The organism is Micromonospora terminaliae (genome assembly GCF_009671205.1).
Classification (GTDB): domain Bacteria; phylum Actinomycetota; class Actinomycetes; order Mycobacteriales; family Micromonosporaceae; genus Micromonospora; species Micromonospora terminaliae.
Map to the genome: position 1 here is coordinate 4,103,704 of NZ_CP045309.1, position 13,086 is coordinate 4,116,789.

At 72.8% G+C, this 13,086-nt stretch carries 11 protein-coding genes; 3 read left to right on the plus strand and 8 right to left on the minus strand.

Annotated elements, in window-relative coordinates; genetic code table 11:
• The 4 genes from GCE86_RS18620 to ppdK all read right to left on the minus strand — a co-directional run bounded on the left by GCE86_RS18620 (position 1) and on the right by ppdK (position 5,346).
• Positions 1-840, minus strand: coding sequence for a siderophore-interacting protein (locus tag GCE86_RS18620; protein WP_154228149.1), 840 nt, complete (start codon positions 838-840; stop codon positions 1-3).
• A 75-nt stretch (positions 841-915) separates the two neighbouring features.
• Complete coding sequence (locus GCE86_RS18625) at positions 916-2,157, minus strand: deoxyguanosinetriphosphate triphosphohydrolase (protein WP_154228150.1); 1,242 nt, start codon at positions 2,155-2,157, stop codon at positions 916-918.
• 4 nt (positions 2,158-2,161) lie between these two features.
• A complete protein-coding gene (locus GCE86_RS18630) occupies positions 2,162-2,512 on the minus strand; it encodes a VOC family protein (RefSeq protein WP_091269257.1) in 351 nt (116 codons plus the stop codon).
• Positions 2,513-2,637: 125 nt separating this feature from the next.
• Positions 2,638-5,346, minus strand: a complete 2,709-nt coding sequence (gene ppdK, locus GCE86_RS18635; protein ID WP_154228151.1) for a pyruvate, phosphate dikinase — start codon at positions 5,344-5,346, stop codon at positions 2,638-2,640.
• 308 nt (positions 5,347-5,654) lie between these two features.
• Here ppdK and GCE86_RS18640 point away from each other — a divergent pair, with 308 nt between their 5' ends.
• A complete protein-coding gene (locus tag GCE86_RS18640) occupies positions 5,655-7,445 on the plus strand; it encodes a beta-N-acetylhexosaminidase (protein ID WP_154228152.1) in 1,791 nt (596 codons plus the stop codon).
• 912 nt (positions 7,446-8,357) lie between these two features.
• Positions 8,358-9,011, plus strand: coding sequence for a C39 family peptidase (locus GCE86_RS18645; RefSeq protein ID WP_154227722.1), 654 nt, complete (start codon positions 8,358-8,360; stop codon positions 9,009-9,011).
• Between the two features lie 61 nt (positions 9,012-9,072).
• Here the strand turns inward: GCE86_RS18645 and dusB are convergent, their stop codons facing one another.
• The 4 genes from dusB to GCE86_RS18665 form a co-directional block, all read right to left on the minus strand.
• A complete protein-coding gene (dusB, locus tag GCE86_RS18650; RefSeq protein ID WP_239542896.1) occupies positions 9,073-10,164 on the minus strand; it encodes a tRNA dihydrouridine synthase DusB in 1,092 nt (363 codons plus the stop codon).
• A gap of 132 nt (positions 10,165-10,296) precedes the next feature.
• Positions 10,297-11,676, minus strand: coding sequence for a glycine--tRNA ligase (locus GCE86_RS18655; RefSeq protein ID WP_154228154.1), 1,380 nt, complete (start codon positions 11,674-11,676; stop codon positions 10,297-10,299).
• Between the two features lie 113 nt (positions 11,677-11,789).
• Positions 11,790-12,293: an Rv0361 family membrane protein gene (locus tag GCE86_RS18660; RefSeq protein ID WP_154230579.1), complete on the minus strand. Its 504-nt coding sequence runs from the start codon at positions 12,291-12,293 to the stop codon at positions 11,790-11,792.
• A gap of 130 nt (positions 12,294-12,423) precedes the next feature.
• The gene (locus tag GCE86_RS18665; protein WP_154228155.1) at positions 12,424-12,765 is read right to left on the minus strand and encodes an antibiotic biosynthesis monooxygenase family protein; all 342 of its coding nucleotides are present in this window, start codon (positions 12,763-12,765) and stop codon (positions 12,424-12,426) included.
• 27 nt (positions 12,766-12,792) lie between these two features.
• On the opposite strand from GCE86_RS18665, the gene GCE86_RS18670 reads away from it, so the two are divergent.
• Positions 12,793-13,050 carry a DUF6703 family protein gene (locus GCE86_RS18670; RefSeq protein ID WP_154228156.1) on the plus strand — a complete coding sequence of 86 codons (258 nt, stop codon included), beginning with the start codon at positions 12,793-12,795 and terminating at the stop codon, positions 13,048-13,050.
• The last annotated feature ends 36 nt before the right edge of the window (positions 13,051-13,086 follow it).

The window sequence follows — 13,086 nt, forward strand, 5'->3', positions numbered from 1 at the left end:
TCAGGCGGCGATGACCGCCGACTCCTCGGCCTCGACCTGGGCGTTCCAGGCCGCCTTGGTGGAGCGCCAGCCCTCGTCGTCCATGCCGCGCCGCCAGTAGCCGGAGATGGACAGGTCGCCCCTGGGCACGCCCCGCTCGACCCGCAGCAGCCGGCGCAGCTCCTTGACCGCCGCGGCCTCGCCGTGCACGAAGGCGTGCACCCGGCCGGGCGGGAAGTCCAGCGCGCGGACCGCCTCGACCAGCGGCTCGCCCACCGGGCGCCCGGCGCGGTGCAGCCAGCGCAGCTCGACCGCGCCCGCGCTGGGCAGCGGCAGCTCGTCGGCAGGGCCGCTCACCTCGACGTAGACCTTGGCGGGCGCCCCGGCGGGCAGCCGCTCCAGCGCGGCGGCGATCGCCGGCAGCGCGCTCTCGTCCCCGGCCAGCAGGTGCCAGTCGGCCGTCGGATCCGGGGCGTACGCACCGCCGGGGCCGGTGAACAGCACCCGGTCGCCGGGACGCAGCCCGGCCGCCCACGGCCCCGCCAGTCCTTCGTCGCCGTGGTGCACCACGTCCACGGTCAGCTCGCCGGCCGCCGCGTCCCAGGCCCGCACCGTGTACGCCCGCAGCCGCGGCCACTGCTGCGCCGGGAACTCGCGCCTGATGGTGGCCAGGTCGGTCGGGTGCGGGTAGCGCACCCCGGCCGGCGGGAAGACGAACTTCACGTAGTGGTCGGTGTAGGCGCCCACCGGCAGGCCGGCCAGCTCCGCACCGCCGAGCACGAGGCGGATCAGGTGCGGGGTGGGCCGCTCGGTCCGGACGACCGTGGCGGCGGTCAGGTTCTTGGGGCGCTGCTCCGTCATGCTTATTAGGCTAGCCTAAGTAGTTGAGCGTCCCCACCGGGCTGTCCGGCTGCCGACGCCGACGGCGGAACCGGGTCAGCGGAGGGTCACCAGGCGGCCGTGCCAGGCCAGGGCGGCCGGGTCGGTGAGCGAGGCCACCTGGTCGACCACCACGCGCAGCCGGGCCGCGTCGTCGGGCGCGGCCCGCCACAGCGGCGCGAAGACCGGGTCGAGCGCGTCCGGGGCCCGGTCGAGCAGGGCGGCCACCAGGTCGGCGAGGATCTCCTGCTGCTGGGCGTAGCGGGGGCCGGCGCCGGGGCGGCGCATGACGTAGCGCAGGGCGATGCCCTTCAGCAGCGCGCACTGGGCCCGGATGCGGCGCGGCACGACGAGGTCGGCGGCGTAGCGGCGGTGCGGGCCGGGGCCGTGGCGCTCCTGGGTGGCGGCCACCACGGTCGACACGAAGCGGCCGGTGAGCACGCTCGTGGTGGTCTTCAGCGCGGCCAGGGCCCGGTGGCTGCCGTCGTACGCGGCGAGCGGGGCGAGCACCGGCTCGGCGAGCAGCTCGGCCAGCACCTCGCCCAGGTCCTCGGGCGCCTCCCCGGAGTACGCGGCCGCCACGTCGGCGCAGAGCGCCCGCCGCTCGTCGGCGTCCACCAGGAGCGGGCGCAGGCTCACGTAACCGCCGTGGATGCCGTCCTCGACGTCGTGCACCGAGTACGCCACGTCGTCGGCCCAGTCCATGACCTGCGCCTCGAGGCAGCGCCGGTCGCCGGGCGGGGCGCCCTCGCGCAGCCAGGCGAAGACCGGGCGGTCGTCGGCGTACACCCCGAACTTGCGCCGGCCGGGCCGGCGCTCCCACGGGTACTTGGCGACCGCGTCGAGCGAGGCGCGGGTCAGGTTCAGCCCGGCGGAGCGGCCGTCGGGGCCGAGCACCTTGGCCTCCAGCCGGGTGAGCACCCGCAGCGTCTGCGCGTTGCCCTCGAAGCCCCCGCACCCGGCGGCGAGCGCGTCCAGCGCGTCCTCGCCGTTGTGCCCGAAGGGCGGGTGGCCGAGGTCGTGGGCCAGCCCGGCGGTGTCCACCACGTCCGGGTCGCAGCCGAGCCGGGCGCCCATCTCCCGGGCGATCTGCGCCACCTCCAGCGAGTGGGTCAGCCGGGTGCGCAGGAAGTCGTCGGTGCCGGCGGTGTGCACCTGCGTCTTCGCGGCGAGCCGGCGGAACGCCGCCGAGTGCAGCACCCGGGCGCGGTCCCGCTCGTACGGCGACCGCCCGTACCCGGTGTCCTTGGGCGCCTCGGTGACCAGGCGCGCCGCGTCGAGCCCGGGTCCGGCGCTCAACCGGTCATCCCCGCTGCCGCAGGACGCAGAACTCGTTGCCCTCCGGGTCGGACAGGACGGTCCAGTCCACCTCGCCCTGGCCGATGTCGACGTGCCGCGCGCCCATGTCGACGAGGCGCTCCACCTCGGCCTCCAGGTCGGCCGGGCGCAGGTCGATGTGCAGCCGGTTCTTGCCCTCCTTGGGGCCGCTGACCGGGACGAACACGATGCCGGGCAGCGTGTCGGGCGTGCGGCGGATCTCCACCTCGTCCGGCTTGTCGCTGATCACCTGGTAGCCGAGCGCCTCCGCCCACCAGTGGGCGAGCCGGGACGGGTCCTGGGCGTCGACCGTCAGGTTCTCCCAGACGCTGGTCATGCGGCCACCTTCCTGATCGACACGTACGCGGGAGCCCAGGTTACGCCCGGCGGGCCGGAAAGGCGCGCCCGGACGCAAGCGGGGCCGCCGACCTAAGCGTCGGCGGCCCCGGAGGCGTCACGCGATCAGCGGGAGTCGGAACCGGTGGTGGTGATCGCGGCCCGGCCCGCCTCCAGCCGGGCGACCGGCACCCGGAACGGCGAGCAGGACACGTAGTCGAGCCCGACCTCGTCGAAGAAGTGCACCGAGTCCGGGTCGCCACCGTGCTCGCCGCAGACGCCGAGCTTCAGCCCCGGGCGGGCCGCCCGGCCCTCCTCGGCGGCGATCCGGACCAGCCGGCCGACGCCCTCCCGGTCGATCGACTCGAACGGCGAGATGCCGAAGATGCCCAGCTCCAGGTAGCGCCAGAAGAAGGCGCCCTCGACGTCGTCGCGGGAGAAGCCCCAGCCCATCTGGGTGAGGTCGTTGGTGCCGAAGGAGAAGAACTGCGCCGCCTCGGCGATCTGGCCGGCGGTCAGCGCCGCCCGGGGCACCTCGATCATGGTGCCGATCAGCACCTCGACGCCGCTGTCCCCGACCACCTCCGCGATGATCTTCTCGGCCTCGGCGCGTACCGTCTCCAGCTCCTGGACCGCGCCGACCAGCGGGACCATGATCTCCGGGCAGGCCGACCCGCCGTCGCGGGTGACCTGGACGGCGGCCTCGGCGATCGCCCGGACCTGCATGGCGAAGAGACCGGGGATGACCAGGCCGAGCCGCACGCCGCGCAGGCCCAGCATGGGGTTCTCCTCGTGCATCCGCCGGACGGCGGCGAGCAGCGCCTCCTCCTTGGCCACGTCCTCGCCGCGCTCCTGGGCGACCGCCACGTTGACCGCGAGCTGCTCCAGCGGGGGCAGGAACTCGTGCAGCGGCGGGTCGATGAGCCGCACGGTGACCGGCAGGCCGTCCATCTCGCGGAAGATCTCGATGAAGTCCTCCCGCTGGAGCGGCAGCAGGGCGGCGAGCGCCGCCTCCCGCTCCTGGTCGCCGGCCGCCAGGATCAGCCGCTCGACCAGCTCACGGCGGTCGCCGAGGAACATGTGCTCGGTGCGGCACAGGCCGATGCCCTCGGCGCCGAACCGCCGCGCCCGGGCCGCGTCGGCGCCCGTGTCGGCGTTCGTCCGGACCCGCAGCCGCCGCGTCCCGTCGGCGTGCGTCATGATCCGGTGTACGGCCTTGACCAGCGCGTCGTCGGTCTGCTCCGGGTCCAGCTCGCCCTCGAAGTACTGCACCACCTCCGACGGCATGACCGGCACCTCGCCGAGGTAGACCTTGCCGGTGGTGCCGTCGATGGAGACGACGTCGCCCTCGTTGACGGTCTGCCCGGCGACGGTGAACTTCTTCGCCGGCACGTTCACGTCCAGCTCGTCGGCGCCGGAGACGCAGGTCTTGCCCATGCCGCGGGCGACCACGGCGGCGTGGCTGGTCTTGCCGCCGCGCGAGGTGAGGATGCCCTTGGCGGCGATCATGCCGTTGAGGTCGTCCGGGTTGGTCTCCCGGCGGACCAGGATCACCGACTCCCCCTCGGCGGCCAGCTCGACCGCGCGGGCGGAGGTGAAGACCACCTTGCCGGAGGCGGCGCCCGGCGAGGCGCCGATGCCCTTGGCCACCGGCTGGAACTCGTGGTCGAGCTGGAAGCGCGGGAACATGAGCTGGGCGAGCTGGGCGCCGTTGACCCGGTGCAGCGCCTCGTCCAGGTCGATCAGGCCCTCGTCGACGAGCTGCCCGGCGATGACGAACGCGGCGGCCGCGGTGCGCTTGCCGACCCGGGTCTGGAGCATCCAGAGCTTGCCGCGCTCGATGGTGAACTCGATGTCGCAGAGGTCCTTGTAGTGCTCCTCCAGCCGGGCCATGTAGTCGAGCAGCTCGTCGTAGGACTTCTTGTCGATCTGCTCCAGCTCCTGCAACGGCACGGTGTTGCGGATGCCGGCCACCACGTCCTCGCCCTGGGCGTTGGCCAGGTAGTCGCCGTAGATGCCCTGGGCGCCGCTGCCCGGATCGCGGGTGAAGGCCACGCCGGTGCCCGAGTCGGCGCCGAGGTTGCCGAAGACCATGGCCACCACGTTGACCGCGGTGCCCAGGTCGGCCGGGATGCGCTCCTGGCGGCGGTAGACCACCGCGCGCTCGGCGTTCCACGACTCGAAGACCGCGCGGATGGCCAGGTCGAGCTGCTCGCGCGGCTCCTGCGGGAACTCCCGCCCGGTGTGCTTCGCGAAGATCTTCTTGTACGCGTCGACCAGCCCGCGCAGGTCGTCGGCGTCCAGGTCGAGGTCGTTCTGCGTGCCCTTGGCGCGCTTGGCGTCGTCCAGCGCGTGCTCGAACTCCTCGCCCGGCACCTCGCAGACGGTCTTGCCGAACATCTGGATCAGCCGGCGGTAGGAGTCCCAGGCGAACCGGTCGTTCCCCCCGGCCTGTGCGCTGAGCCCGACCACGCTGCGGTCGTTGAGGCCGACGTTGAGGACGGTCTCCATCATGCCGGGCATGGAGAACTTGGCGCCGGAGCGGACCGAGACCAGCAGCGGGTCCTGCGGGTCGCCGAGCTTGCGGCCCATCTCCCGCTCCAGGGACTCCAGGTGCGCCTCGATCTGGGCGGCCAGCCCGTCCGGCTCCCGGCCGGTCGTGAGGTACGCCTTGCAGGCCTCGGTGGTGATCGTGAAGCCGGGCGGGACCGGCAGGCCGAGATTCGTCATCTCGGCCAGGTTGGCCCCCTTGCCGCCGAGCAGGTCCTTGAGGTCCTTGTTGCCCTCGGCGAAGTCGTAGACGTACTTGTGCTCGACCGTCTCTTGCGCTGCCACCAGAGCCTCCCACGCGCGCCATTGACACTTAACGAAGGTTCAGTTCGGACATACCCCGGGAGCGACCACCGGTAATCCCGGCGTCGTCAGCGATCGGTGGGCGAAGGTTAAGCGAACTTCGAGTGGCCTGGGACCGTTCGGTGACTATTGGCACAACGGTCACCACTATCCGCGTCCGTACCGGTTTTTGGGAACGCTTCCACGCGCACTATCACGCAATTCCGATTCCCCTCGTACGCTTGACCGCACTGGTTCTGCTGAACCTGACCTTTGCCATATCCCGCGCAAATACACCCGGAGCCGTCGCCGTGCCGACCATCCCCGCCACCCCCGCCGAGAGCGGCCCCGAGCCGCTCGACCGCCTCCCCGGCCGCCAGCCGGCCGCCGCCGAGCTGGCCCGCACCGCCGCCCGCTCCGCCGGCGACCTGCTCGCCCCACCCGCGCCCACCCGCCTCGGCGACGTGGTGCCCGCCCCGGAGCGGGTGCAGCCCGACCCGGCGGCGGACTTCACGCTGACCGCCGACGCGGCGATCCGGGTCAGCCCGGCCGGCCGGGACGTCGCCGAGCAGCTGGCCGAGTGGCTGCGCCCGGCCACCGGGTTCCCGCTGCCGGTCACCGACGCGCCCGACGCCGACGGCGTGCTCGTGCTGACCCTGTCCGAGGCGCCCCTGGCCGCGGGTCCGTTCGACGCGGCTCGCCCGGCGGGCACGGCGGGTCCCGTGGACGCGGCCCGTCCGCTCGACGCGGCCCGTCCGGCCGAGCCGACGGCGGGTGAGGGTGGCGTTGGTGTCGACGGGCTGGGTGCCGAGGGTTACCGGCTCGACGTGACCGCGGCCGGGGTGCGGGTCACGGCCGCCGCCCCGGCCGGGCTGTTCCACGGCGCGCAGACGCTGCGGCAGCTCCTCCCCGCCGCCATCGAGCGCGCCGCACCGGTCACCGAGCGCTGGGCGGTGCCCGGCGGCAGCATCGTCGACCGGCCGCGCTTCCCCTACCGGGGCGCCATGCTCGACGTGGCCCGCCACTTCTTCCCGGTCGAGGACGTGCTGCGGGTCGTCGACCACCTGGCCCGCTACAAGCTCAACCACCTGCACCTGCACCTCACCGACGACCAGGGCTGGCGGATCGCCGTCGACTCCTGGCCCCGGCTCGCCGGGGTCGGCGGGATCACCGAGGTGGGCGGCGGCCCCGGCGGCTTCTACACGCAGGCCGACTACCGGCGCATCGTCTCGTACGCCGCCCGCCGCCACGTCACCGTCGTGCCCGAGATCGACCTGCCGGGGCACACCAACGCGGCCCTCGTCGCGTACCCGGACCTGGCGCCCGGCAAGGTCCCGCCGCCGCCGTACACCGGCACCGAGGTCGGCTTCAGCTACGTGGACCCCGCCGACGAGCGGACGTACGCCTTCGTCGCCGACGTGGTCGGCGAGGTGGCCGCCCTGACCCCCGGCCCGTGGCTGCACCTGGGCGGCGACGAGGCGTTCAAGGTGCCGGCCGACACCTACCGCGCCTTCATCGAGCGGGCCCAGACCCTGGTGGCGGCGACCGGGAAGACGGTCGTCGGCTGGCACCAGCTCGCCCCGGCCGGGCACGTCGACGGGCGGGTGCTCCAGTGGTGGGGCACCAACGGTGACGACCCCGAGACCGCCGACGCGGTACGCCGGGGCGCCCGCCTCATCCTCTCCCCCGGCAACCGGGTCTACCTGGACATGAAGTACGCCGTCGACACTCCGATCGGGCACGACTGGGCGGGCCTCATCGACGTCCAACGGGCGTACGACTGGGATCCGGGGACGCACCTCACCGGCGTGCCCGCCGAAGCCGTGCTGGGTGTGGAGGCCCCGCTCTGGACCGAGTCGGTCACCACCCTCGCCGAGGTCGAGTTCATGCTCTTTCCGCGGCTGCCCGCCGTCGCCGAGCTGGGCTGGTCGCCCCGGTCGACGCACGACTGGGCCGGCTTCCGCCAGCGGCTGGCGGCCCACGGCCCGCGCTGGACCGCCGCCGGCATCACCTTCCACCCGTCCCCGGACGTCCCCTGGCCGACGCCGGCCACGAAGGTGCCCACCCAGCCCACCGGCAACACCACCGCCCCCACCTCCTGAAAGCCGTCACGGTCCCCGGCGCTTCAGTGGAACGCCATGGGTGTCTCAGCCGTCCCGAGACACCCATGGCGTCCCACCCACCGCCTTGCCCAAGCGCGGTCCGGCGAAATGCCCGGTATGGCCGGTGGTCGACCCGTCGGGCCCCTGCGCTGGGCCTCGGCCCGCCCGCGTTGATCTGCGCGAGGCGTCGGCCCGCCCGTGTTGATCAAGAAGTTTGCGTCGAGATTCGGCCGGAAGACGACACAAATCTCTTGATCAACACCGGTGGTCGCCGGCGACCGGGTGCCGGGTTCGCCGCGCCCGGTGCACCTGGAGATCTTGGGCAGTTGTCGTTCGCGCGAACAGCAACTGTCCAAGATCTGCAGCGCCAGCGTGTGCGCCCTGGGGTGCGTGTCCGCTTTGCGTCGCCGACGTTGGGCCTCGGTGTCCGGTTTCGGCTGGTCTCGGCGAGTGGTCGGCGCCACCGTCGGGGCGGAATCATGCCGGGGTCGGGGTCGTTGTACATGGCAGACCGCGCAGCACCCCGCCCCCGGCGAGGCAGCCGCGGTTGGAATGACCGGCCCCGGCCGGTCGTTACACCCCCCGGGGCCGCGCACCACCGGCCCACCGCACCGGGCCAGCCGCGGGGAATCACCCCGCCACCCCGGTCGTTACATCCCCCGGACCACGCACCACCGGTCCGAGCCGGCTAGCCAGGGAATCACCCCCGGCCGCCGGTGGTTACATCTCCCCGGGGCATCGGATCAGGCGTGTGGGAATCACTTCCCCGCCGCCGATGGTTACACCCCCGGACCGCCCGAGCAGGTCACCCCCCCTTTGATCGCCGGGCATCTCCCCAGACTTTCTCACCAGCACCCGCACCCCCCTTGTGCGTGTGTGCTGTGCACCCCCGACAGAAAGGCGTCACTCATCATGCGTACCAACACCATGCTGCGTAACACCGTTCTGACCGCTGCCGGCTTCGCCGCCACCGCCGGTGGAATCGCCGGCCCGGCCATCGCCGCCCACGCCACCCCCGCCGAGAAGACCGCCCAGGTCAGCACCGACCGCAAGGGTCACGGCGAGCGCGAGCTCGACGTGCGCTACGAGGCGCAGCCGAACTTCTACTACTGCGGCCCCGCCGCCACCCGCAACGCCATCTCCGTGCTCGGCAAGAACATCGACGTCGACGCCATGGCCAAGGAAATGGGCACCACCGAGAACGGCACCAACAGCATCAACGACATCACCCCCGTCCTGAACAAGGAGACCGGCAAGCACTACCGGTCCGTCGAAATCAAGGACGGCAAGGCCGACGACAAGCAGACCGACACCCTGCGCACCGACATCGTGCGCACCGTCGACGACGGCCGGGCCGTGGTCGCCAACATCGCCGGCACCACCACCGACACCGACGGCAACACCCACTCCTTCGAGGGTGGCCACTACATCAGCGTCGTGGGCTACCGCGACGGCGGGAAGACCGTGACCATCGCGGACTCGGCCGACCCGAACATGGCCTCCTACCGCATCAGCGTGGACAACCTCGCCGACTGGATCGCCACCCGCGGCTACTCCGCTTCCTGACGATCCGAGCAACACGCGAAAGGGCCCGACCCCCTCACGGGGTCGGGCCCTTTTTCGCGCGTCAGCCGCCGGAGTCGTCCAGCTCGGCGCCGTCCGGCGGGGTGTCGTCGTCGCGGCTCGCGAGCCAGCCGTCGGGGAGAGCGACCTTGCCCGGGGAGTTGGTCCGGCCGCGCGGCTGGCCGAGGGTCTCCACCGGGAACGGCTCGGTCGGGTCGAGCTTGCCGAGCAGGTCGTCGAGCTGGGCCAGGCTCTCGATCATCGCGAGCGAGCGGCGCAGTTCGCTGCCGACCGGGAAGCCCTTCAGGTACCAGGCGACGTGCTTGCGGAAGTCGGTGCAGCCGTCGCGCTCGCCCCGGGCCGGGTTGCGGGCGCCGGCCACGAACTGGTCGACCAGCAGCTCGGCATGCCGGCGCATGGTCGCCGCCACCTCGCCGAGGTTCGGCAGCCGCCGCTCGGTGCGCCCGTTGAAGGCAGCCTCCAGGTCGGCGAACAGCCAGGGCCGGCCCAGGCAGCCGCGCCCGACCACCACGCCGTCGACGCCGGTGTGGGCGACCATCCGCAGCGCGTCGTCGGCCTCCCAGATGTCGCCGTTGCCGAGCACCGGCACGTCGAGCGCCTGCTTGAGGGTGGCGATGGCGTCCCAGTCGGCGGTGCCCGAGTAGCGCTGCGCCGCCGTACGCCCGTGCAGGGCGACCGCCGCCACGCCGGCGTCCTGGGCGGCGAGGCCGGCCTCGACGTACGTCAGGTGGTCGTCGTCGATGCCCTTGCGCATCTTCACGGTGACCGGCACCCCGGCGGGCGACGCGGCGGCCACGGCGGCCCGGACCAGCCGGGCGAACAGCCGGCGCCGCCACGGCAGGGCCGACCCGCCGCCGCGCCGGGTGACCTTGGGGACCGGGCAGCCGAAGTTCAGGTCGATGTGGTCGGCGAGGTTCCGCTCGACGACGATCCGCACGGCGGCGGCGGTGATCTCCGGGTCGGTGCCGTAGAGCTGGAGGCTGCGGGGCTGCTCGTCCGCGCCGAAGGCGATCATGCGGAGGGTCTTGGGGTTCCGCTCGACCAGCGCCCGCGTGGTGATCATCTCGCAGACGTAGATGCCGCCGCCCTGCTCACGGCAGAGCCGGCGGAAGCCGACGTTGGTGATCCCGGCCATCGGCGCGAGCACCACGGGCGGCCACACCTCGTGCGGGCCGAGGGTGAGCGGGCGCAGCGCGGGCAGGGTCGGGGCGGTCACCGCACAAGTGTACGGGGCCCCGACCGACCGGTCGGGGCCCCGTGACCAGCGTCAGCAGCCGGGCAGGCGCTCGATCAGGTAGCGCTCGACCTGGTCCAGGGAGACGCGCTCCTGGGCCATGGTGTCCCGGTTCCGCACGGTCACCGCGTTGTCGTCCAGGGTGTCGAAGTCGACGGTGACGCAGAACGGCGTGCCGATCTCGTCCTGCCGGCGGTAGCGGCGGCCGATGGCCTGCGAGTCGTCGAACTCGACCACCCAGCGCTTGCGCAGGTCGGTCGCGAGCTGCTTGGCCTTGGGCGAGAGCGCCTCGTTGCGGGACAGCGGCAGCACCGCCACCTTGACCGGGGCCAGCCGGGGGTCGAAGCGCATGACGGTGCGCTTGTCCACGCCGCCCTTGGTGTTCGGGGCCTCGTCCTCGTCGTACGCCTCGAGCAGGAACGCCAGCACCGCGCGCGTGAGGCCGGCGGCCGGCTCGATCACGTACGGCATCCAGCGCTCGCCCTTGGTCTGGTCGAAGTACGACAGGTCGACGCCGGAGTGCTTGCTGTGCGTGGACAGGTCGAAGTCGGTCCGGTTGGCGATGCCCTCCAGCTCGGCGAACTCGGTGCCGCCGAACTGGAACCGGTACTCGATGTCGACCGTGCGCTTCGAGTAGTGGGAGAGCTTCTCCTTGGGGTGCTCGTAGAAGCGCAGGTTGTCCTCGGAGAGGCCCAGGTCGAGGTACCAGTTCCACCGCTCGGCGAGCCAGTACTCGTGCCACTTCTCGTCGGTGCCCGGCTCGACGAAGAACTCCATCTCCATCTGCTCGAATTCACGGGTCCGGAAGATGAAGTTGCCCGGGGTGATCTCGTTGCGGAACGACTTGCCGGTCTGCGCGATGCCGAACGGCGGCTTCTTGCGGGCGACCGTCTCCACGTTCTTGTAGTTGACGAAGATGCCCTGGGCGGTCTCCGGCCGCAGGTAGTGCAGGCCCTCGTCGCTCTCGACCGGGCCCAGGTAGGTCTTCATGAGGCCGTTGAACATCTTCGGCTCGGTGAAGGTGCCCTTGTTGCCGCAGTTCGGGCAGTTGATCTCCGCCAGCGAGGTCGGCGGCCGGCCGTGCTTGGCCTCGAACGCCTCCTCCAGGTGGTCGGCGCGGAACCGCTTGTGGCAGGACTGGCACTCGGTGAGCGGGTCGACGAACTCGGCGATGTGGCCGCTGGCCTCCCAGACCTGGCGGGCCAGGATGACGGCGGAGTCCAGGCCGACGACGTCGTCGCGCTGCTGGACCATGGTCTTCCACCACTGCCGGCGGACGTTCTCCTTGAGCTCGACGCCGAGCGGACCGTAGTCCCAGGCCGACCGGGTGCCCCCGTAGATCTCGCTGGAGGGGAAGACGAAGCCCCGGCGCTTGGCGAGGCTGACGACGGCGTCGATACGGTCGGCTGGCATGTTTCCTCCTACGCCGGCTGGCGGTCGGCGGGGGCGATGTGAGTGTTTCCGGACGGTTCGGCACAACGGTACGACCACCGCGGCCCCGAGCCCAGCAGAATACCGGGGCCCCGTCAGCTCACCCCGCACACCTCCATGCCGCCGGTCTGCTGGTCGGGCGCCAGCGTGACGGTCTGCGCCTCCCGCCGGCCGCCGGCCAGGGTCACGTCGACCGGCACGGTCAGCGTCGCGGTGTCGACCTTGCCCACCCGGTAGCCGGAGACCTGCGGCTCGGTGGCCACCCGCTGCTCGAACTCGTGCCGGGACTCCCGCCGCCGGGCGTCGTCGCAGAGCTGGTCGTAGGCCTTCGAGAAGTCCTTGGCGACGAGCGCCTGGTAGTAGTCGTCGGTCACCGCCTTGCCCTGCTCCTCGACGGCCTGCACGTTGCTCACCGCGAGCCCGACCACGGCCGCGCCGCCCCCGCCGCAGCAGAGCAGCACGGCGAGCGCGCCGACCCCCAGGCCGAGCCAGAGCCGGGCCCGGCCGCCCTCGGTGGGCGGGGCGGCGAACGGCGGGGCCACCCCGGGACCGGGCGGCGGCGCGGGAACGCCCGGCTCGCCCGGCGGCACCGGCGGCATGCCGGGCGGCGGCGCGGGGACGCCCGGCTCGCCCGGGGAGCCCGGAACCGGCATGCCGGAGGGCACGGGCGGGGGTGGTGGGGCAGCCGGCCCGGGAGCGGTCATACGCGCCAGGGTAGTGCCCCCGGCCTCAGCGGTAAGGACCTGCGGCCCGATCACTGGCCGCCACGACGATCTCGCCGTCCGGCGCGGCACTGGCCAGTGTCTCGTACGCCGAGGGCTCGTCCACCGACCGGGCGAGCAGCGGCACCGCAGTGACCTTGACGTCGAAGCCCCCGAGCGCCCGCCGGTACGCCCCGACGGACTCCCACTCGGTGAGCAGGCACCAGTGGTCGGGGTCGTCCAGCGCGCGGAGCAGTTCGCCGCGTAGGTAGCCCGGTCGGGCGGCGAGCGCGGCGAGCGCGGCGTGCGCCTCCCGGGTGAACTCGTCCGCCACGCCGGCGTCCACCACGAACCGGTTGGTGACCAGCACCTGGTTCCTCCTCGTAGAGTCTGTGGCATGCAGCGTACGCAGACTCCCGTGCTGTCCCGGTTGGCCCGGCTCAACCCGACGACGGTGTTCCTGGCCGCGCTGGTCCTGGTGCTGGTCGGGCTGTTCGCGCCCGGCGCGGCGGGCGGGCTGCTGCTGCTGGCGCTGGCCGGCGGGCTGGTGTGGCTGATGACCGCCACCTGGCCGGTGCAGGCCCCGGCGACGCGGGTGCTGCGGCTGCTGATGCTCACCCTGCTGATCACGATCGCGCTGGCGAAGCTGCTCTGACCGTTGACCTGCGCAGACATGCAATCATGCGTTTTT

What these genes read in the sequence shown, in the direction of transcription:
- GCE86_RS18620 (WP_154228149.1), bottom strand. Translation starts at nt 840, where the DNA reads ATGACGGAGCAGCGCCCCAAGAACCTGACCGCCGCCACGGTCGTCCGG.
- GCE86_RS18630 (WP_091269257.1), bottom strand. Translation starts at nt 2,512, where the DNA reads ATGACCAGCGTCTGGGAGAACCTGACGGTCGACGCCCAGGACCCGTCC.
- GCE86_RS18645 (WP_154227722.1), top strand. Translation starts at nt 8,358, where the DNA reads ATGCGTACCAACACCATGCTGCGTAACACCGTTCTGACCGCTGCCGGC.
- dusB (WP_239542896.1), bottom strand. Translation starts at nt 10,164, where the DNA reads ATGGCCGGGATCACCAACGTCGGCTTCCGCCGGCTCTGCCGTGAGCAG.
- GCE86_RS18655 (WP_154228154.1), bottom strand. Translation starts at nt 11,676, where the DNA reads ATGCCAGCCGACCGTATCGACGCCGTCGTCAGCCTCGCCAAGCGCCGG.
- GCE86_RS18660 (WP_154230579.1), bottom strand. Translation starts at nt 12,293, where the DNA reads ATGCCGCCGGTGCCGCCGGGCGAGCCGGGCGTTCCCGCGCCGCCGCCC.
- GCE86_RS18670 (WP_154228156.1), top strand. Translation starts at nt 12,793, where the DNA reads ATGCAGCGTACGCAGACTCCCGTGCTGTCCCGGTTGGCCCGGCTCAAC.